The sequence below is a fragment of the Hanstruepera marina genome (assembly GCF_019880635.1).
GTDB classification, from domain to species: domain Bacteria; phylum Bacteroidota; class Bacteroidia; order Flavobacteriales; family Flavobacteriaceae; genus Hanstruepera; species Hanstruepera marina.
On sequence record NZ_JAINVX010000004.1, the window covers coordinates 330953 to 352855 of the forward strand.

The 21903-nt window shown below is 32.8% G+C and carries 19 protein-coding genes and 3 tRNA genes; 15 read left to right on the forward strand and 7 right to left on the reverse strand.

Going from position 1 to position 21903, the window contains the following annotated elements; translation table 11 throughout:
- The first annotated feature begins 106 nt into the window (after positions 1 to 106).
- Positions 107 to 1147 carry a GMP reductase gene (locus K7G76_RS12380; RefSeq protein ID WP_223034540.1) on the forward strand — a complete coding sequence of 347 codons (1041 nt, stop codon included), beginning with the start codon at positions 107 to 109 and terminating at the stop codon, positions 1145 to 1147.
- A gap of 6 nt (positions 1148 to 1153) precedes the next feature.
- Here K7G76_RS12380 and K7G76_RS12385 read toward each other — a convergent pair whose 3' ends face one another.
- From K7G76_RS12385 to K7G76_RS12405, 5 genes are all read right to left on the reverse strand, one after another.
- A complete protein-coding gene (locus K7G76_RS12385) occupies positions 1154 to 1516 on the reverse strand; it encodes a methylglyoxal synthase (protein ID WP_223034541.1) in 363 nt (120 codons plus the stop codon).
- Entirely contained in the window at positions 1516 to 2376 is an 861-nt protein-coding gene (locus K7G76_RS12390; protein WP_223034542.1) for an N-acetylglucosamine kinase, read from the reverse strand. The genes K7G76_RS12385 and K7G76_RS12390 overlap by 1 nt, the downstream gene beginning before the upstream one ends.
- A gap of 70 nt (positions 2377 to 2446) precedes the next feature.
- The gene (gene gap, locus K7G76_RS12395; RefSeq protein WP_223034543.1) at positions 2447 to 3448 is read right to left on the reverse strand and encodes a type I glyceraldehyde-3-phosphate dehydrogenase; all 1002 of its coding nucleotides are present in this window, start codon (positions 3446 to 3448) and stop codon (positions 2447 to 2449) included.
- A 28-nt stretch (positions 3449 to 3476) separates the two neighbouring features.
- On the reverse strand, positions 3477 to 4463 hold the full coding sequence (gene pfkA, locus K7G76_RS12400; RefSeq protein WP_223034544.1) for a 6-phosphofructokinase: 987 nt from the start codon (positions 4461 to 4463) through the stop codon (positions 3477 to 3479).
- Between the two features lie 148 nt (positions 4464 to 4611).
- The gene (locus K7G76_RS12405) at positions 4612 to 9012 is read right to left on the reverse strand and encodes a translocation/assembly module TamB domain-containing protein (RefSeq protein ID WP_223034545.1); all 4401 of its coding nucleotides are present in this window, start codon (positions 9010 to 9012) and stop codon (positions 4612 to 4614) included.
- Positions 9013 to 9120: 108 nt separating this feature from the next.
- Between K7G76_RS12405 and tsaD the strand changes: the two genes are divergently transcribed.
- The 12 genes from tsaD to K7G76_RS12465 all read left to right on the forward strand — a co-directional run bounded on the left by tsaD (position 9121) and on the right by K7G76_RS12465 (position 16453).
- Positions 9121 to 10143 carry a tRNA (adenosine(37)-N6)-threonylcarbamoyltransferase complex transferase subunit TsaD gene (gene tsaD / locus K7G76_RS12410; protein WP_223034546.1) on the forward strand — a complete coding sequence of 341 codons (1023 nt, stop codon included), beginning with the start codon at positions 9121 to 9123 and terminating at the stop codon, positions 10141 to 10143.
- Between the two features lie 61 nt (positions 10144 to 10204).
- On the forward strand, positions 10205 to 10837 hold the full coding sequence (locus tag K7G76_RS12415) for a peptidylprolyl isomerase (protein WP_223034547.1): 633 nt from the start codon (positions 10205 to 10207) through the stop codon (positions 10835 to 10837).
- Positions 10837 to 11541, forward strand: a complete 705-nt coding sequence (locus tag K7G76_RS12420; protein ID WP_223034548.1) for a 16S rRNA (uracil(1498)-N(3))-methyltransferase — start codon at positions 10837 to 10839, stop codon at positions 11539 to 11541. The genes K7G76_RS12415 and K7G76_RS12420 overlap by 1 nt, the downstream gene beginning before the upstream one ends.
- A gap of 3 nt (positions 11542 to 11544) precedes the next feature.
- Positions 11545 to 12186, forward strand: a complete 642-nt coding sequence (locus K7G76_RS12425; protein ID WP_223034549.1) for a DUF4159 domain-containing protein — start codon at positions 11545 to 11547, stop codon at positions 12184 to 12186.
- Between the two features lie 3 nt (positions 12187 to 12189).
- Positions 12190 to 12522 carry a hypothetical protein gene (locus tag K7G76_RS12430; RefSeq protein ID WP_223034550.1) on the forward strand — a complete coding sequence of 111 codons (333 nt, stop codon included), beginning with the start codon at positions 12190 to 12192 and terminating at the stop codon, positions 12520 to 12522.
- An 8-nt stretch (positions 12523 to 12530) separates the two neighbouring features.
- Entirely contained in the window at positions 12531 to 13055 is a 525-nt protein-coding gene (locus K7G76_RS12435; protein ID WP_223034551.1) for a TrmH family RNA methyltransferase, read from the forward strand.
- Positions 13056 to 13071: 16 nt separating this feature from the next.
- Positions 13072 to 14160, forward strand: coding sequence for an AI-2E family transporter (locus K7G76_RS12440; protein ID WP_223034552.1), 1089 nt, complete (start codon positions 13072 to 13074; stop codon positions 14158 to 14160).
- An 8-nt stretch (positions 14161 to 14168) separates the two neighbouring features.
- A complete protein-coding gene (locus tag K7G76_RS12445) occupies positions 14169 to 15350 on the forward strand; it encodes a class I SAM-dependent methyltransferase (protein WP_223034553.1) in 1182 nt (393 codons plus the stop codon).
- Between the two features lie 8 nt (positions 15351 to 15358).
- Positions 15359 to 16015, forward strand: a complete 657-nt coding sequence (locus K7G76_RS12450) for an HAD family hydrolase (RefSeq protein ID WP_223034554.1) — start codon at positions 15359 to 15361, stop codon at positions 16013 to 16015.
- 150 nt (positions 16016 to 16165) lie between these two features.
- Positions 16166 to 16249, forward strand: a tRNA-Ser gene (locus K7G76_RS12455).
- Between the two features lie 29 nt (positions 16250 to 16278).
- Positions 16279 to 16353, forward strand: a tRNA-Pro gene (locus K7G76_RS12460).
- Between the two features lie 26 nt (positions 16354 to 16379).
- Positions 16380 to 16453, forward strand: a tRNA-Arg gene (locus K7G76_RS12465).
- Between the two features lie 36 nt (positions 16454 to 16489).
- On the opposite strand, the gene K7G76_RS12470 is transcribed toward K7G76_RS12465, so the two are convergent.
- Positions 16490 to 18538, reverse strand: a complete 2049-nt coding sequence (locus K7G76_RS12470) for an HD family phosphohydrolase (RefSeq protein ID WP_223034555.1) — start codon at positions 18536 to 18538, stop codon at positions 16490 to 16492.
- Positions 18539 to 18666: 128 nt separating this feature from the next.
- Here K7G76_RS12470 and K7G76_RS12475 point away from each other — a divergent pair, with 128 nt between their 5' ends.
- Complete coding sequence (locus tag K7G76_RS12475; protein WP_223034556.1) at positions 18667 to 19845, forward strand: acetyl-CoA C-acyltransferase; 1179 nt, start codon at positions 18667 to 18669, stop codon at positions 19843 to 19845.
- 3 nt (positions 19846 to 19848) lie between these two features.
- On the forward strand, positions 19849 to 20598 hold the full coding sequence (locus tag K7G76_RS12480; protein WP_223034557.1) for a C40 family peptidase: 750 nt from the start codon (positions 19849 to 19851) through the stop codon (positions 20596 to 20598).
- A 60-nt stretch (positions 20599 to 20658) separates the two neighbouring features.
- On the opposite strand, the gene K7G76_RS12485 is transcribed toward K7G76_RS12480, so the two are convergent.
- Positions 20659 to 21903, reverse strand: coding sequence for a tetratricopeptide repeat protein (locus K7G76_RS12485; RefSeq protein WP_223034558.1), 1245 nt, complete (start codon positions 21901 to 21903; stop codon positions 20659 to 20661).

Here is a 21903-nt window from a genome sequence, read left to right on the forward strand (position 1 = left end):
TATATGCGTTTTTCTGTTAATAAAATTGCTCTTCAATGGCCATCCATATTATTAATTAAATATATGAAAAACGTATATTTGAGTATAAAAGGCTAAATAATAAACTATGCGCATAGAGTACGATATAAAATTAGGTTTTAAGAATGTGATGATTCGTCCAAAACGATCGACTTTAAAAAGCCGATCTGAAGTAAATTTAGAACGTGATTTTAGTTTTATGCACAGTCCGCTTAAATGGAATGGTATACCCATAATGGCTGCAAATATGGACACAGTAGGCACTTTTAAAATGGCTCAAGCACTTTATAGGCAAAAACTGTTTACAACAATACACAAACATTATTCAGTTAAAGATTGGACTGATTTTTTAAAAAATACACCAAATGATTTAACCAATTATATAGCGGTTAGTACTGGTACAAGCCCTAAAGATGCAAAAAAACTAAAAGAAGTCTTTTTGGCTTGTCCACAGCTTAACTTTATATGCATTGATGTAGCCAATGGTTATTCAGAATATTTTGTGGCATTTGTAAATAAAACTCGTGAGCAATATCCTGATAAAGTCATTATTGCTGGAAACGTGGTTACTGGTGAAATGGTTGAAGAATTGCTTTTGGCCGGGGCTGATATCATTAAAGTTGGTATTGGACCTGGTAGTGTATGTACCACTCGTGTAAAAACAGGAGTTGGCTATCCGCAATTGTCAGCCATTATTGAGTGTGCAGATGCCGCTCATGGTTTGGGAGGACAGATTATTAGTGATGGTGGCTGCACAACTCCAGGTGATGTTGCAAAAGCATTTGGAGCTGGAGCCGACTTTGTTATGCTTGGCGGTATGTTTTCTGGTCATGAGGAAAGTGACGGAGAATTAATTGAACGCGATGGTAAAACCTTCAAAAAGTTTTATGGAATGAGTTCTGAAACTGCGATGAAAAAATATGTTGGTGGTGTTGCCGAATATCGAGCAAGCGAAGGTAAAACTGTTGAAGTACCATATAAAGGCCCTGTTGAAAATACCATACAGGACATTCTAGGAGGTTTAAGAAGTACCTGTACTTATGTTGGGGCACGACGTTTAAAAGAACTTACAAAACGAACTACCTTTATTCGAGTTGAAGAACAGGAAAATAAAGTTTATAAAGAATAATTATAACTAAAGTGCTTTCATAAGCAATTCAGCTGTAGCAGGGTTTGTAGCTAAAGGCACATCATGCACATCACATAAACGCATAAGCATTAAAACATCGGGTTCATGCGGGTGTTTCTCTAATGGATCTCTAAAAAACAACACCATATTACATTGCCCTTCTGCTACCCTAGCTGCAATTTGAGCGTCTCCTCCGAGTGGTCCTGACAATAATCTCAAAACTTCAAAACCAGCTTTTTTTACTTTTTTACCAGTGGTTCCTGTGGAAACCAACGCTATCTTCTTTTGTAAAAGAATGTTTTTATGTTCATTTAAAAATTGAACCATTTCAGCTTTTTTACCATCATGTGCAATTATAGCTATTTCCATTACTTAGAATTTGTATGATAATTTACCAAACCCTCAATTGGGCGACGCACAATGTTACCTAAGGTAAAATTAAATTCTTTTGCAACCTCTTCAATTTCTTCACGTGAAAAATAGGCAATTGATCCCGCAAAGTGGACGGGAACAGATTTGATTTCTGGTTTAAATTGAAGGATCATGTTTTGAGTAAATATGCGTAACCCTTTTTTAATAAGTTCTCTTATATATTCTGAATCCTTATTTAAAAACATAAATTCTGCAAAAGATGCCAAATAGGCATTTGGGTTAGGTTTTTTATATAGATTTAGTTTAATAAAATCTGCGTCTAAATTATATTTATGAGCAAATGCAACATGAATATTTTCTGGCATGTGGTTAAAATAATAATCTCGAATTAATTGCTTACCATAATAGTTCCCGGAAGCATCATCCATTAACGTGTACCCCAAAGAATACACTCGTTGGTGTAAGTCCTTACCATCAAAATAGCTACAATTTGAACCTGTACCGAGTATACAAACCACAGCTGCTTCATCTGGTTGATTTAATGTAGCCCTAACAGCAGCAAAGGTATCTTCTTGAACTTCACATTCTGCGTTAGTAAAAATGGACTCTAAAACACCTTTGAGCATTAATCGTGGCTTTTTTGTGCCACAACCCGCTCCATAGAAGTAAACTTTTTTTACTTCGTCCTTATATTTGTTTAGGTCTTTATGACTAGTTATAATTTCAAACAATTTATCTTCATCCAAAATAGCTGGATTAAGCCCATCTGTTCGCATTTTATCTAAAAGCTGGCTTCCATTTTCATCAACTGAAATCCAATCACACTTTGTGGAACCACTGTCAACAATTAAAATCATATATTATTATAAAAAAATCCGTAGTTTAAATAGAATGGAAAACTACAGATTTATATTCATTTTTAAATCATTATAACGTATTAATGTGTAACGCTAAATCTACCAATTTACTAGAATAACCATACTCATTATCATACCAAGATACGACCTTAAAGAACTTAGAGTTTAATTCAATTGCAGCATCAGCATCAAAAATTGAAGTACGCGTATCTCCAACAAAATCCTGAGATACTACCAACTCGTCTGTATAGCCAAGTACGCCTTTCATTGTGGTTTCTGAAGCTGTTTTAAACGCTTGTTTAATTTCTTCTAATGATGTCTCTTTTTTAGTTCTTACAGTTAAATCTACTACTGAAACATCTGCTGTTGGCACACGAAAAGCCATTCCGGTTAACTTACCATTTAAATGCGGTATTACCTTACCTACTGCTTTTGCAGCTCCTGTTGAAGCTGGAATTATATTTATTAGCGCACTTCTACCGCCTCTATAATCTTTTCTTGAAGGCCCATCGACAGTTAATTGTGTGGCAGTTGTAGCATGAACAGTGGTCATTAAAGCCTCTTCAATACCAAAATTATCATCCATCACTTTAGCAACTGGTGCCAAACAATTAGTAGTGCAAGAAGCATTTGACACAATAGTGTCACTAGGTTTTACTTGGGTGTGGTTAACACCCATAACAAACATAGGAGCATCATTACTTGGCGCAGATATAACAACTTTTTTTGCACCAGCATCTATATGGTATTGAGCCGTTTCCAATGACTTAAAAATACCGGTACAATCAGCAACTACATCTGTATTAAGTTCATCCCATTTTAGGTTTTTAGGATCTCTTTCAGCCGTGATTCTAATATATTTTCCGTTAACAATAAGATTCCCATCTTTTACTTCAACTGTTCCATCAAAACGACCATGAACAGAATCGTATTTTAACATGTAGGCCAAATGCTCTACATCTAACAAATCATTAATTCCAACAACCTCAACATTTGATCGTTTAACAGACTCTCTGAAAACTAATCTTCCTATTCTACCGAATCCGTTTATTCCTAATTTTAAACTTGACATATATTTTTCGTTAATTTAATTTATTGATTTAAGTTGTCATGATATCTGACACTCGTAATAACTCTTTATTTATTTCTGTTTTTCCTTTTACAGCTTGGTCTAAAGGTGTTAACTCCATTTTGTTATCTAAAATACCAACCATATAATTGGTTTTTCCATCTAACAGTGCTTCAACAGCTTTCACACCCATTCTAGATGCTAAAACACGATCGAAACACGATGGTGAGCCTCCACGCTGCATATGACCTAAAACTGAAACCCGCACTTCATACTCGGACATGTTTTCTTCAACATAATCCTTTAATTCAAATACATTTTTTCCAATTTTATCGCCTTCTGCTACAACAACAATACTTGATGATTTTCCTGATTGCTTACTTCTACGTAAGGATTCCAATAATCTATCTAGACCTAAATCTTCTTCTGGAATTAATATTTCTTCAGCACCAGCTCCTACTCCAGCATTCAAAGCAATATGGCCCACATCGCGTCCCATTACTTCAACAAAAAACAATCTTTTATGAGAGCTCGCCGTGTCTCTAATTTTATCTATGGCATCAACTACTGTATTTAACGCCGTATCATAACCTAAAGTAAAGTTTGTTCCAAAAATGTCATTATCAATAGTTCCTGGAATTCCAATTACAGGAAAGTTAAATTCTTCATTAAAAAACATTCCTCCTGTAAAAGTTCCATCACCTCCTATTACAACCAAGGCATCAATACCAACACTTTTTAATTGCAAATAAGCTTCTTGCCTACCTTCCTTGGTTCTAAATGCTTCAGATCGTGCTGATTTTAAAATGGTTCCTCCAGTATGAATAATATTGTTTACACTGCGGGCAGACAAAATTTTAAAATCACCTTCAATCAATCCCTCATAACCACGATAAACACCTATACATTCAACATTATGAAATGCACAAGTTCGAACCACCGAACGAATAGCTGCATTCATTCCAGGAGCATCTCCCCCAGAAGTTAAAACACCTATTTTTTTTATAATTTTCGCCATAAAATTTACTTTAGCAAAGTAAAGCTACTAAAGAAAAACAATATAAAACAAGGTATTTGGGATAATTTATGAGACAAACAAAAACTCAAACGTTTTCGTTAATAAATAAATTAAAAAAAGGGAAGTAATGGCTCAAAAAAGTATAAAATTAATCTTCTTTTTTCTTTTTGAAGCCTACATATTCTGGATATAGATTATCGGAATTATCAGCTTTCTCTTCATCTTCTTCATTCAATTCTTTCTCCTTTCTTTTTTTGCCTTTAAAAATAATATCTATTAATTCTCCAAACCTATCGAAATCCACATTCCAAGCAATACCAACACCTTGAGTATACCCAATTTCTTCTCCAAAATTTCGTATACTATTTTCTCTATTAAAAACTTTGGCAGTTAAAGTACCCTCTTCGTTTAATAGAAAGTCTATTTGAACATCTCCAGCAATTACGGTTTCACTAACACCTCCAACTGGCACACCAACTTTTCCGTTAATTAATATACGATCGCTAATATTAGTTTGAAGGGTAACACCCAACCTATCATCGGTATTGTATTCTGGTGTGTTTTCACCAGCTTCAAAATTTAGACCAATATTTACCTTATTGTCACTAGATGCAAATAAACCGTTAATAATACCATTTAAACGCTCTGTAATTGTACCTGTAAAACTTATGTTATTCAATTGGCTCGAAAAGGCTCCTGTAGCCAACAAATACAAAGCCTGGTTATCCCTGTCTTCTTTTGAGTCTAGTCTATAAGCTAATTCTGACCGAATTGTAGAGTTAACAGATGGAAATTGAAAATTAAAATCGATTTCCGGTTTTTCTAAAGGCCCACTTAAGCTGGTTTCTACCAAAACAGGTATGCTTCTATTTATTGGATTGTCCAATAACGGAGAAGGATTGGCTTGTGTTTTATAAATAGCTTTTATCTCTAACTGTGCATTAAATGGATCACCTTCCCATGCTAATGTTCCACCTGGTTGTACTGTGAATTTTTTCTCAACTATCCCTGCATATTTAAAATTATAAATTCCTTCGAACACAGAAAAGTCACCATAAATATTAAATTTACCATTTGTGTTTATATCTATCAACAAGTTTCCAACACCATTACCTTCAATAGTACTTCCTGAAACTTTATCTATAACAATTTTTATATTAGCATCTCGAGTAATATCCAATTCAAAATCAAGCTCAAGTCCAGATACCCTTTTGGTTTCTAATTCTGTTCCTGCCAATTTTGCTCTTTTCTCTTCAGGAGTTAAAAAGTGAATAAATGAATTATCCCCAAAAGTTTCAGCATCAGTTAGTGGAATAACAAAATTGGTCCCTTGTTTAGTTTCTCCAACTACATTAATAACCAATTCATCTGCAGGTCCTTTAATTGACGCGACACCACCAATAAAACCTGTACCATAATAAGGAGCATCTTCAGTTTCTTCTTGAGTATTGAGAACCAACAATCTATTTGTAGAAAGATCTAAATCTAAACTCCAATCAGAGAAATTTACATGATTAATAGATCCGTCTAACTGGCCTTTAGTATTGAATGCTGTATCTGTAATTTGTATATTGTTAAATATAAAACTTTGGTTCTCTAAAGTAACTGATGAGCGTGGATCAAAATCGAAATCTACATTTAGGTACGGAACCGTCAATCCAGCATTATTTAGTGCCAAATCACCATTTATTTCAGGCTTTCTCAAACTACCTTGAACTTTTGCAACACCATCAACATAACCCCGTATGTTTGATAAAACATCGGCTAAAAATGGGTTTAATGGTTCTATACTAAACTTATTAAAATTCAAATCAACATCAATTGAGGAGGTGTTTGAAGCCACATTAATTTTACCAACTGCACTGAAAGATTCAGAAACATCGTCTTTTATTTTAGCATTTACCTGATAATTTGTTAGAGATTCGTCACCAATAATATTGGCCTCAAAGGAACCCAACGCAAGATGATTAACTTTTAAATCGTCTATGGTTATTTCTGAATTGGGTAAGTATTGCCCTTTACGTTGCGTGATTACAAGCTTACCGTTAACATTTCCGGCCAAATCTAAACTATCAATTGAAGGGGTGATTTTCGCCAAATCAACATCTTTAAAACTCAAATTAATATCTTTATAGGTAGAGTCCCGTAAAACACCTGACAGCTTAATTTCTTCATTGTGATGGTTCATCCTAAATGAATCAATTTTCATATTCTTTAACCCCTTGTCAAATACTATTTTGTTATTAAAATCACGTCTTTCATTAATAACCCATTTATTCCCCTTAAACGTGGCATCAGATCGTTTAAAACCTATAACGCTTTTATTATCTTCATTAATGGTATGGTATAAACTTAAATCGAAATTATCATTGTTGTTCTTTCCCCCACGGAATTCGGAACGCATAAACAATGTATCATTTAACGTAACATTAATTAATTTTAATTCCGATAAGTTATAGAAATTAGTATTAAGGCTATCTACCTCTACATAAGTATTGTACAGTGGATTATTGTTATCCAATTGCAATGTAATTTGATCGGCAAAATAATCGAACAGCTTTATCTTTGGTGATTTAAATGTGAGCTTAAACTCTTTTTCATCAGACTCTACCCTACCACGTATATAAGTATTCTTTCCCAATTGAATATCAGGTACAAATACCTCAACAATTTTATTGTAGATAGTAAAATTAAAATCTATATACTCGTTCTCTGCAACTTTATACGGAATGTAATTGGTATATATATTGCCTAATGCATTTTCGAATAATTTTTCTATATCCTCAAAAAGAAAAACACCACTTAATTTACCAGTGATTATATCGGGCGAATTTACGTGAACATGTCTAACTCCATCTCTAAATGATGATGTTACTTGAAAATCCTCAAAGTAATAATCATCATATTCATTCTTGTACAAGGTGTTTTCAAAATTGATAAAACCAACAGCGTCATTAATGGTTTTTCCCTTCATTTTTGTAGTTACAAGACCTCTGAATGTTGCCAGGCTATCGTTTTTAACAAACTTCATAGCCTTTAAATTGGCATATTCAATATCTGCAATAAAATCTACTTCATTAACTTCGTTAGAAAAATCTGCCAAACCATCAAAGCTAAACTTAAAGTTTTCATCGTTAGACACTAATTTACCGTCGTAGACATTATCTCCTAAATTACCCGACAACTCTAAATCGTTATACTCGTAACCTCTATATGTAATTTTATGTACATCGCCCAACAATTTAGTATCCAGACTTTTTACCGAAAATCCTTTCCCATCAACATCTAAATCCAAAGATGTTAATCCCCATTTAGGGTTATTCATAAACTCGCCCAAGTTGAAATCAACAAAAACAATGTTACCAACATACGATGCATTATCAATCTCATTAATTTTATCCAGCTCTAGATTAGAATTAATAAACCCTAGTTCTGTATTTATATCTATATTGGCTTTAATATTGGTGGTTGTAATTTCTGAATTACCCACTATGGTAAATTCACCCAATTTATCAAAAGCGCTTGGTATAGACTCACCTAAAACGTTAGGCAATAAAGCCTTTAAATCTCTATAATTGGAAGATAAGTTTTGAAACTCCCCATTCATGTAAAAATTATCGTCTTCAGCATTGAATAGATTTACAAAATTTATATCGCCATAAATTTTACTATTAGAACTTGTTCTAAGTTTTAAGTCATTAACATACATATTGTTTAATGTACCTGTAATACTTGCTGAAAGTTCTGCACGTTGGTTAACACCAAATTCATCGTAAAATGTGTTCAACTCATTAAGCGATATATTAGCATCTGTAAAGTTGGCTTCTACCTGGACTTTATCTGTAAAATATTGTAAGTCTTCACGCTTGTAATTAAACTTAACCGAACCTTCCAATTTAGATTGGGCCGTATTGATTTTAAGATTATCTAAAAATATTTGTTCTCGTGTATATGAAAAATCTGTAACTAGATTTTTCATCTGTAACCCTCTACTATCCTGAAAAGCAAGAGTATTTACCCTTGTACTGACATTTGGGCCATTAATCAATAAATTGGTTGTATTAGTAAATAATTCTGTAAACTCAAGAATTAAAGGGGTTTCCTTATTGTAGTCAATAAGCCTAAAGGTACCATCTGATATGGTAACATCACTTGAAGACAATAAAAAATCACTTGGATCTTGTTTTTGCTCATCATCATCAAAACGTGCAACAAAAACATCTAAATTAGTATCTGTTTCTCCCTTGTAGGTAACAATATTAAAAACCAACCCATACAAATCAATATCTCCAAAAACCAGATTGCCTTGATATAAGTTTCTAAAATTTAAAATTGAAGTGTTTATTTCTGTTGCCTGTATTAGTGTGTTCTTTTTATAATCTTTAACATGAACACCTTTAAGCTCTACATCGCCATTAAACTGTAAACCAATTTTTTCAATATTTATGTTGGTTTTAAAATCTTCATTTAGACGTTTAGTTACATAGTTTCCAATACCAGATTGCACAAATGGTAATGAAAGTATCAAAACCAAAATAATGAATAGCATCACAAGCGTGGCTACAATTCTCTTTAGTATTTTTAAAAATTTTTTGATACGTATTAAAGTTATAACTTTGAAACCAAAATTAACAATAATTATGCCTAATTTTCAGTAATGGCTTCAGAAAATATTTACATATTAGGAATTGAATCTTCTTGTGATGATACTGCGGCTTCAATAATTAACAACGGTACTGTTTTAAGCAATGTTGTAGCCAATCAAAAAATACATGAAGAATATGGTGGCGTAGTTCCTGAATTGGCTTCCAGAGCACATCAGCAAAATATTGTTCCCGTAGTACATGAAGCCTTAAAAAAGGCTGGGATTTCTAAAGACCAACTTCATGCTGTAGCATTTACCAGAGGTCCTGGATTAATGGGGTCGCTTTTAGTGGGAACTTCCTTTGCTAAATCGCTAGCCTTTGGTCTAGGTATTCCTCTAATTGAAGTCAATCATATGCAAGCCCATATTCTAGCACATTTTATTAATGAAGATGGTTTCAACAAACCTTCTTTTCCCTTTTTGGCTATGACTATCTCTGGAGGACACACACAAATCGTTAAGGTTTCTAGTTATTTTGATATGGAAGTTATAGGAGAAACCATTGATGACGCCGTAGGAGAAGCTTACGACAAAAGTGGCAAAATATTAGGTTTGGGTTACCCAGCAGGACCAGAAATAGACAAACGTGCACAATTGGGAAACCCTAAAGCTTTTTCGTTTACCAAACCTAAAGTAGATGGTTTAAACTTTAGCTTTTCTGGATTAAAAACAGCCATTATGTATTTTATTCAGCGAGAAACAAAAAACAATCCAAATTTTATAACAGAAAATTTAAATGATATTTGTGCATCCATTCAATATACAATAATTGGCATTTTAATGGATAAACTAAAACTAGCCGTTAAAGAAACCGGAATTAAACATATTGCAATTGGTGGTGGTGTTTCAGCTAATTCGGGTATTCGAAAAGCCTTGAAAATAGGGGAACAAAAATTTGGTTGGACCACATATGTTCCAAAATTTGAGTTTACAACAGATAATGCAGCCATGATAGCCATTGTTGGCTATTTAAAATATTTAGAAGGTACTTTTTCTGAAAGTGATGTTACAGCTTCGGCTAGACTAAAAATTTAGTGCTTAAATTGCTTAAAATATTTATAGTATTGTATTTTTAAAGTGTTATTAATCACATCTTATGAATAAACTTCAATTTTTTATCATCATTTTACTACCCCTATTTAACGTTTTTGGTCAAGAAGATTTTACTGAACAAGAATTGGATTCCATTTTAAATTTAAACCAAGCCGAACGGTTTTTAGAAACTCACCCTCAAAAGGGTAATGAAATAATAACTTTTAATGAAGAAAACCATCAAACCAATATGGTTCGCGATCTTTTTAGTAGAGGTCGTGTAACTATCGAATCTGGAACTTATAATACACACTATAAAGTTGTAGAACGCAATTCAATTCCACACTACCGTGCTAGTTATATTTATTTAGATGGCTCAAAAATGAATGACTCTGAAATAAATACAACTCGAAATCGAATTATTGAAAAATTTAAGGAAGGTACTCCTTTTAGTCAATTGGCCTTGCAATATTCCATGGATAAAAACGCCAAGAAAGGCGGTGATTTAGGATGGTTTACAAAAGGAACATATTATCCTGAATTTGAGTATGTCATTACCAGTGGCAATCATCAATTAAATGATATTTTCACTTTAGACATTGATGAAAAAAATTGGCATTATGTAATACTTATAACATACGATGTTAAAGAAATTAGAGAAGTGAAAGCATTAAAAATAGTAACGCCAAAAAATTAATGCAACTGTTTTATAATCCAGATTTAACCAAAGAATCCCATCAATTTATTTTTGATAAAGACGAAAGTAGGCACATAGCTAAAGTCTTAAGAAAAAATATAAATGATGAATTACATATTACCAACGGTAATGGTCTGCTCTTTACTGCAACTATTTTAGAAAACCATGTTAAGCAATGTATTGTGCAAGTTATAAATGTAGAAACTAAAACTAAACCAATATACAACCTACATCTTGCCGTTGCACCAACTAAAATGAATGATCGTTATGAGTGGTTTTTAGAAAAAGTAACCGAAATTGGTGTTTCTGAAATTACACCTATAATATGTGACCATAGCGAGCGTAAGTTAATAAAACAAGAACGTTTTGAGCGTATTATTCAATCTGCATTAAAGCAATCTTTACAGTGTTATATACCAAAGCTTAATCATGCGGTTAGTTTTAATGATTTCATACGTCAAAAACATTCCAATCAATTATTCATTGCTCATTGCGAGGAAACAAAAAAGCAATCCTTAAAGCAACTTATTCAACCCAAAAAGGATGTAACCATTTTAATTGGACCCGAAGGCGATTTTAGTGTTAAAGAAATTGAAACTGCAATAAAAAATAATTTTATTCCTGTAACTTTGGGAGAAACACGTTTACGAACTGAAACAGCTGCCATTGTTGCTTGCCATAGCGTGGCCTTTGTTAATGAATAATCTATGAAATACTCATGTATCTTTTTAATTGTTTTATTGTCGGGACTTACCTACTCACAAGAGATTGCCGTTTTAAAATATAAAGGTGGTGGCGATTGGTATAGTAATCCAACTGCAGTGCCAAACCTTATTGCCTTTTGCAATAACAGTATCAATACTAAAATAAATCCAAAACCTGAAACTGTAGAAACCAATAGTATCGATATCTTTCAGTATCCCTTTATACACATGACAGGACATGGCAATGTATTTTTCAATGATGAAGATGCCAATAATTTAAGAAACTACCTTATTTCTGGAGGCTTTTTACATATAGACGATAACTATGGTATGAAACCATATGTAGTTGAAGAGCTCAAAAAAGTATTTCCCAATACGGATTTAGTTGAACTCCCTGCAACACACCCTATTTTTAGTTCAGCTTATAGTTTTCCACAAGGATTACCCAAAATCCATGAGCATGATGGTAAACGTCCTCAAGCTCTTGGTATTTTTTATGAAGGTAGATTAGTTTTACTATTTACAGTTGAAAGTGATTTAGGTGATGGTTGGGAAGATCAAGGCGTACACAACGATCCATCAGATGTACGAGAAAAAGCTCTAAAAATGGGTGCAAACATTGTTAAATATGCTTTTGAAAATTAAACAATGAAATTAAGCTACTATTGTAATTATTGCAGGAAGGAAAATTACCTAAAAACAAAATCGCATGACAGACATGGCTTGTTATTGGAATTAGGTACAAATGAAATTGAAAATACCTGTACAAATTGCAACAAAACAACAACCAAACACATAAATCGTTTACACGCTGAACCAAGCTATAAAATAATAATAGGTAGTCTTATTGCGGCAGCTATAGGAACTGTATTACTTTGGAATTATGGTTTTGTAAGTGTTTTAAGTGGTACTATTCCCATAGCTGTTTGGGTAGACCAAAATAAAAAGATCAGCATTTTTAATAAATCTCGTGTAAAGTAAGTTCTGTTTTGCAATTAACTCATTACAACTCCAAATTCAAAGAACATGTGTTTCCCATAACCATAATTTGTGATAATATCTCTAATGCACCCAATGTTGGTAGTTTATTTCGTATAGCTGATGCCTTTGGTGTTAAAAAAATTATATTCTGTGGCAATAACATTACTATGGGTCGCAAAATGACCAAGACATCAAGAGCTACAGAACAATATGTTAGTTATCAAGTTCAAGATTCAGCTTTTACAGAAACTATGGCCTTAAAAGAAAAAGGCTATCAAATAATCGCTTTAGAAATTACCGATAATAGCACTCCCATTGGAGATATATTGTTTTCCAACAGCCAACCTATTGCGCTTTTAATAGGTGATGAAAACTTTGGGGTTTCTGAAAATGTATTGAAGTTATCTGATAAAATTGTTCACATTGAAATGTTTGGAAAAAATAGCAGCATGAATGTTGTTCAAGCCACAAATATTGCGCTCTATGAAATTACCAAACAATTAAATGTAAATAGCAACCTCATTAAAGAGTAATACGTATATTTACTTTATGAATTCTAAAATTATTGCCAACGGAATATTAAGAGCTCTAGCCATAATCTTTGGTCTATTTATCATCTGCTTTTTTTTGTACAAAATACAATCTGTAATTGTCTATATTGTTTTAGCAGCAGTTATTTCATTAATAGGACGCCCCATTGTGTATTTTTTAACCAATAAATTAAAGCTTAAAACTGTTTTTTCTGTAGCAATTACCATGGCGTTACTTTTAGGATTAGTACTAGGACTAATTGGTCTTTTTATTCCTTTAGTGGCCGAACAAGGCCAAAATTTATCCCTTTTGAATATTGAGCAGCTAGAACTTAATGTTAAAAATTTATATATAGAGGCGACCAAACATTTTGGCATAACAACTATGGAAGTTGAAGAATCTCTAAAAGAGAGTCATATTCTATCTAGAATCGATTACAGTATAATTCCTGATTTTCTGAATACTTTTTTAAGTGGTCTTGGTAATTTCAGTATAGGCTTGTTTTCAGTACTATTTATTTCATTCTTTTTTTTAAAGGACAGCAAACTATTAGAAAGCAGTGTTTTAACGCTTTTTCCAGATAACAAAGAAGAACGGATAAAAAAATCTTTTTATAAAATTAAAGATTTGTTATCTCGTTATTTTGTTGGACTAATATTACAAATTACCGTTTTGTTTATTATTTATACTATTGGCTTATTAATTATTGGTGTTGAGAATGCTGTAGTAATTGCTTTTCTATGTGCATTAATTAATTTAATACCATACATCGGCCCACTAATTGGTGGAGTACTTATGGTGTTTTTAACTATGACAAGTAATTTAGGGAATAGCTTTAGCCTTGTTATACTTCCTACAACATTAAAAGTTTTAAGTGTTATTGTTATAGGTCAATTGTTTGATAATTTTATAAGTCAACCTGTAATTTTTTCAAAAAGTGTCAAATCGCATCCATTAGAAATTTTTCTTGTTATCATAATTGGCGGCATTCTTTTTGGAATTGTAGGAATGGTTATAGCAGTGCCAACTTACACAGCTATAAAAGTTATTTTAAAAGAGTTTCTTTCAGAGAACAAAATTGTTCAAAAACTTACCAAAAATCTTTAAGTTAAAAGTTGAATAACGCTTTATTAAATAAAGAATATCAAGATTACATTAATGCGAATTTAAATTCTGATATTCAAAGCTTAATTTTAAATCCAAGAATAAATCCCCCTTTTGATTTTAAGGATTTAATTCTACAAATTGAATCTAAAAAAAAGTGTGAAAAAAAATTGCCAACCTGGTTTAATTCTGAAAACATATATTATCCCAATAAACTCAATATTGAACAGACCTCTTCCGAAATTACCGCAAAATACAAAAGTCAATTAGTATCAGGAAAGCGGTTAATTGATATTACGGGAGGTTTTGGCGTAGACGCTTTTTATTTTTCAAAAGTTATAGATCAGGTGATTCATTGTGAAATATCAAACTCTTTAACTGAAATTGTAGCTCACAATTTTAAGGTATTACAAGTCAAAAACATCAAAACTGTATCTACAGATGGGCTAAAGTTTCTAGAAGAAAGTGATTTGGTTTTCAATTGGGTTTACATTGACCCATCTAGACGTCATGACACAAAAGGAAAAGTATTTTACATGAAAGATTGTTTGCCCAATGTGCCTGAAAACCTAGATGGAATATTTAGTAAATGTTCTAACATACTTATCAAAACATCACCATTATTAGATTTATCTGTAGGTCAAAACGAATTAAAGCACATAAAAGAAATCCATATTGTCGCTCTTGACAATGAGGTTAAGGAGCTACTTTGGGTTTTGCAAAAGGATTATTCAGGACATGTAGAAATAAAAACTATAAATTGCTTAAGAAACGAAAATCAATTATTCCGTTTTAACTATGATCAAGAAAAAGATGCTACAGCAAACTATTCAATACCACAAAAATACTTGTACGAACCTAATTCTGCTATATTAAAATCTGGCGCTTTCAATTTAATAAGTACTGAATTAAACCTTTACAAACTTCACCAGCATTCGCATTTATACACATCTAATGATCAAATTAAGTTTCCTGGTAGAACCTTTGCTATTAAAACTTATTCTCCATACAATAAAGAAACCATGAAGCGGTTTAAAAACTTAAAAGCAAATATTAGTATTCGTAATTTCCCAGAACCCGTTAAATTATTACGAACAAAATATAAGATAAAAGATGGTGGGAATCTATATTTATTTTTCACCACAGACTTAAATGAAAAACGAATTGTAATTGAATGCGAAAAACTCAACTAAAATAACCTATGCTAAAAGCTGTAATTTTTGATATGGATGGTGTTATTGTAGATACCGAACCACTACACCATAAAGCCTATTTTAAAATGTTTGATGAAGTGACAATAGATGTTTCTGAAGAGTTATATCAATCTTTCACTGGTCAGTCCACAATGAATATCTGTAAATACTTATGCAATCATTTTAACTTAAATAAATCACCAGAAGAACTTGTTCAGATAAAACGAAAAGCTTTCACGCACTTGTTTTTTAACGATCCTGATTTGCAGCTTATTGACGGTGTTCGAGATTTAATTGAAGACTATTACAGTAATAATTTAACTTTAATTTTGGCATCGTCTGCATCAATGTTTACAATTGACAATGTTTTTTCAAGGTTTGAGTTAAACCCCTACTTTAAAGCTAAATTAAGTGGTGCAGACCTAAAAGCCTCTAAACCACATCCCGAGATTTTTATAAACGCTGCCAAAGCATCAGGATACAAAAAAGAAAACTGTATAGTTATTGAAGATTCAACAAATGGTATAAAAGCAGCGCATTCAGCAGGTATCTATTGTGTAGGATACAAAAGCTTACATTCAAAAAATCAAAACTATAGTTTAGCAAATAAAGTTATTTCAGATTTTAAGGAAATAGATTACCATACTGCCGCAAAATTATTATAATCTAAAAATTAAGTATTTACGTTTTATTTTAATTCCATAAATTTAATTCTCGTTAAAATAGAATAAAAAAACAAAAAAATAGTTGCGTTCTTTACTATGAAAAGTTACATTTGCATCCGCAATAAAAGGACGTTCTTTTATATTTTTATTGGAGAGGTGCCAGAGTGGTAATGGAGCAGATTGCTAATCTGTCAACGCGTAAGTGTTGCCCGGGTTCGAATCCCGGTCTCTCCGCAGATAGTTTAAATGCAATAAAACTAATTCGGGGTGTAGCGTAGCCCGGTTATCGCGCCGCGTTTGGGACGCGGAGGTCGCAGGTTCGAATCCTGCCACCCCGACTTTTTTTATTTACTAAACTTATTCGGGTCGCGTAGCTCAGCTGGATAGAGCATCTGCCTTCTAAGCAGACGGTCACAGGTTCGAATCCTGTCGCGATCACAAAAAGCCTCAACAATTATGTTGAGGCTTTTTTGTTTATTCAGGGTATTCAATTCGTAAATGGTAAATATTGGCCAACTTATGCTTTAAAACTTTTTTGATTGATTGAATTTCCTTAAAGGTAATATTAGCGTTTAAAAATTGTTCATTTTCCATTTGCTTGGTAATAATACTTTCAACAAAATCATCAATTTTACTAGATGTTGGTTCTTTTAAACTTTTTGAAGCAGCTTCAACACTATCACACATCATTAGTATTGCTGTTTCTTTACTAAAAGGCCTAGGGCCAGGATACCTAAACGAAGCCATATCAGTATCTTCAAAGCGTTCCTTTTCTTTCATATAAAAATAATATACTAAGCTTGTGCCATGATGCGTTCTAATAAAATCTATAACACGATCCGGAAGATTATTTTTTCTAGCTATTTCTATACCATTAATAACATGATCAATTATTATGGAAGCACTTTCTTTTGCTGATAGCTCATCATGTGGGTTTATACCCGTAGATTGGTTTTCGGTGAAATATGTGGGATTCTTCATCTTACCAATATCATGATACAATGCTCCCACCCTAACTAGCATAGCGTTTGCTCCAATTTCATTTGCAGCTGCTTCGGCTAAATTAGCAACATTAAGTGAGTGGTGAAACGTACCTGGTGCTTTATTTGATAGTTCTTTAAGAAGTTTTGTGTTTGTGTCTGAAAGTTCTAACAAAGAAACATCAGAAACCAGCCCAAATAACTTTTCGTAAGCATAAATTAAAGGCTGTACAAATAGAGTTGCCAAACCACATAGTATAAACAAACCAAAGGTTTCCCATTTTAAACTTTCAATACTGCCTTCATGAATCACAAAAAATGCGAAATAAGCTACAATATAAATTAAAGTAATTTGTCCAACCGAAATAAACAAGTTTGCTCGCTTGTAAAGCTCAGAAACAGTTAATATGGTTACTATACCAGCTATAATCTGCAGAAACATATACTCATAGCTATTTGAAACTATAAAACCGAGTAACAGAACCGTGATGACGTGTGCAAACAATCCTAACCGAGCATCAAAAAAGGCTTTTAACACAAGAGGCAAAATACAAATAGGAACTATATATATATATTGCGAATTATAACCTACTACCAATGTAGTTATAAGAATCATCAAGAAAATATTAAAGAAAATAAAGGTCACTTTAGTATTGTTATCAAAAACTTTCCGTCTGTATTTTCGGAGAAATAACAACAACATAAGTAAGGCCAGTGCAACCAATACGGTATAAGCAATTACAACCCAAAAATAATTTGATTTACTCCAAACCTGCGACTCATACTCTGCTTCTAACGATTTTAATATTTGAAGTTTATCACCTTCCACAACTTCACCTTTGGAGATTATTAATGTTTCTCTTTCAACAATTCCACGTGCAAATGATATTTTATTAAGTTCATCTTGTAAAGCCTTATCAGTAAGTTCCTTATTGTAGCTCAAATTAGGATTTACAATATCAAAGAAAAGTGAGGTATATTGTTTATCATAATCAAGCAACATATTTCGTGATAGATACTCCTTAATAATTTTAGTAACTTCAGCTTGATCAACCAATGAAGAAAATTGAGTCTGAGCAGTTTCTATTCTATTATTTAAAACAATCACCGTTTGATTAGCCGGAAAGTCATAATCTTCGCTCAATACTCCAAATTCATAAAGCTTATTTAAAATTTGGTTTCCCGTATTATATATTGCTGAACGATTAGATAAAGTAATTGAATCAGGAAACACTTTCTTAAACGCACCGTCGTAATTATTTTTAACAGCATTAAAAACTTGCTCGTCTAAATCAAAATACAATACACTATTTTCCTTTATCTGTTTTCTTTCTTCATTTATTTCGGCATCAGTTTTCTTGATAGCGAAATTAAATGGTGCATATAAATTTTCAGATTGCCAAGGTTTACCCTTTTCAAAATCATATTTAAACTTTCCACTTTTAGGAAATAGGTAAACAATTAAAAATGTAGTAGATAAAAACAATAGCAATTTATACCCCAAAGAATGGTTTCTGTACAAAAAATTTATAAGGTCTTTCATGTATTGCGTTTATATTGTCAAATGTAATAAAAATATAGTCTTAAATGAGTTGCTATAAAATGCTAATCATTCTAAATTCTACCAAAAAATGATTAATTTTACAGCTTCAAAAATTAAAAACACATAAAATGAGTAAAGAAGTCGTTATTGTTTCTGCAGCTAGAACACCAATAGGAAGTTTTTTAGGATCTCTATCCACTATTCCTGCTCCTAAATTAGGAGCCATTGCTATAAAGGGCGCATTAAATAAAATAAACTTGAAACCAGAAATGGTACAAGAAGTGCTTATGGGTAATGTGGTACAAGCTGGAACAGGTCAAGCACCTGCAAGACAAGCGGCTATTTATGCTGGAATACCAAATACTGTACCTTGTACTACCATAAATAAAGTTTGCGCATCTGGAATGAAATCTGTTATGCAGGCTGCGCAATCTATTGCTCTTGGAGATGCCGACATAATTGTCGCTGGAGGTATGGAAAACATGAGTTTAATACCACATTATTTACACGCAAGAACGGGAACCAAATTTGGACCAGCAACTATGATAGATGGTATGCAAAAAGACGGCCTTGTTGATGCTTATGATCAAAATGCTATGGGTGTTTGCGCCGATGCTTGTGCTACTGAATATAATTTCTCAAGAGAGGATCAGGATGCTTTTGCTATTCAATCTTACAAACGCTCGGCTGAAGCTTGGGAAGCTGGAAAATTCGATAACGAGGTTGTCCCTGTTGAAGTACCACAAAGACGTGGTGAACCATTAATAGTTTCTAAAGATGAAGAGTTTACTAATGTTAGAATGGAAAAAATTCCAGCCTTACGTCCAGCATTTACAAAAGACGGAACAGTAACAGCCGCAAATGCTTCTACAATTAATGATGGTGCCGGAGCCATGGTTTTAATGAGTAAAGAAAAGGCTGATGAACTTGGTTTAAAAGTTCTTGCAATCATTACAGGTTATGCTGATGCCGCACATGAACCAGAATGGTTTACTACTGCACCAGCAAAAGCATTACCAAAAGCTTTAAATAAAGCAGGTATAAAAATTGACGACGTAGATTTCTTTGAGTTTAATGAAGCTTTTTCTGTTGTGGGCTTGGCTAACATGAAAATTTTAGGATTAAATGACTCTAACGTCAATGTTAATGGAGGAGCAGTTTCTTTGGGCCATCCTTTAGGTTGTTCTGGTGTTAGAATCTTAATAACATTACTTAATGTTCTTGAACAAAACAATGCTAAAGTTGGTGCCGCAGCTATTTGCAACGGTGGTGGCGGCGCTTCAGCTGTTGTAATTGAAAGAAACTAATCCATGCAATACGGTATTTGCAATTTAAGCATTGTTCCCTTAAGGCTTGAACCTTCAGATACATCTGAATTGGTTTCGCAAGTATTGTATGGCGACTATTTTAAAGTATTAGAAAAACGAAAATCTTGGAGTAAAATCAGATTTGGGTTTGATAAATACGAAGGGTGGATTGATAATAAGCAATACCTCGAAATAGTAAAAGAAGACTACGATCGTCTAAAGAATGAAACGCCTAAACTATCAACAGATTTAGTTGAATTTGTTCAAGATCAAGACAAACAGCTCTATCCTATTCCTTTAGGTTCTGCACTAAATGGTTTAGATATTGTTAAGCATACCTTTGATGGCAATTTCATTCAAGAACAATATACAAAAGACCATTTAGTTAAGACCGCTTTTTTATATTTAAATGCTCCATACCTTTGGGGTGGTAAAACGCCATTCGGAATTGATTGCTCGGGTTTTACGCAAATGGTTTACAAATTAAATGGATATAAGTTGTTGCGTGATGCCTCACAACAAGCTACTCAAGGTGAGGCCTTGAGTTTTATAGAAGAAAGTGATCCTGGTGATTTAGCTTTTTTTGATAATAATGAAGGGCAAATTGTCCATGTTGGGATCATTATGAAAGATAATTTTATAATTCATGCCCATGGTAAAGTTCGCATTGATAGGCTAGACCATTCTGGCATTTATAATGTTGAAAGAGGCATGCATACCCATAAACTTCGAGTTATAAAGAAAATATTATAATAAAAAAGTCCACTATAAAATAGTGGACTTTTTTATTTAGTTAATTTTAATTTAACCTAATTAATTTCCAGATAACTCCTGAACTCTAGTTTTCATTGCTTTATACTTATCAGTATCTCCAATGGCACTATAAATATTCATTAAAGTTTTCGAAGCTTGAAGATTGTTAGGCTCTTCTTTGAGAACATTCTCTAAATAAGGGATAGCATCATTGTAAAGTTGCATACGTTCTTCTTTTAGCTCGTCATAACGTTTATTATCAGCTGCAGAACTACCTAAACTATTCATTTCCTCAATTAAGGCTTGCTCTCCCTCTAATATCATAGCAGCCATGTTGGTTTGAGCATTAACATAAGTTGGATCTAATTTTATAACTTTAGAATAATAGCTTTTAGCAGCTTCATTATCTCCTATTTGCGAAGAAATTACACCCAAATTATAAAGTAAATCTACATCATTTGGGTTTAATGCTACAGCTTCTTCAACCAAAGCTTTGTAACTATCAATATCTCCTAGTTTATAATATAAATCTGCTTCAGTCAATATTAAACCTACATTGTCAGGTTCATTTTCTCTAGCTTTCTTTATAGCAGCAATAGCTTCATCTTTTTTGTCTAATTGCACGTATATCAATGCAATGTTTTTGGTTATCTCTCCTGACTTAGATTCCGTTAAGCGCTCACCTGCTTTTATATACTCCCCAGATTTTAAATACAAATCACGAGTTTGCTTATCCATTACCTCTTCTTCTCCAGTCTCCTTATTAGTGGCAAAATACTCTTTTTGTTGTCCTTTATACCCTAATTTATCCAACTCTAAATAATAATCTAAAGCCTTATCATAATCCTGACCAGTTACAGCACTTACAGCAGCATAATACAAATAAGTAGTATCAGACGGTACTGCTTGATATAATTGACTAAATTTTCTGGCAGCAGAATCATAATTTTTACCTTGGTATAAATCATTTGCTTTTGTTAATAATGAATTCTCTATTACTGACTGAAACTCAATAACATCAGAATCACCCATATTTGATTTATTAAGATGCTCTATAGCACCGTCAACATCATTATCATTTCCTGTTCCATTGGCAAATAATGCTTTAGCTCGTAATAGGTTATATTGAGCCTTTTGCTTATCGTCCATAGCTGATATCATTGATTCAGCTTGATTTAATGCTGCATTAGCTTCAGCATAGTTACTGTTTTTTATTGCTTTATCAGCCGCTTTAAGTTCTTTTTTCTGTGCAAAAGACAGTGTGCTAATCAATACTGCTAAAGCAAAAAATACTGATTTATTCAT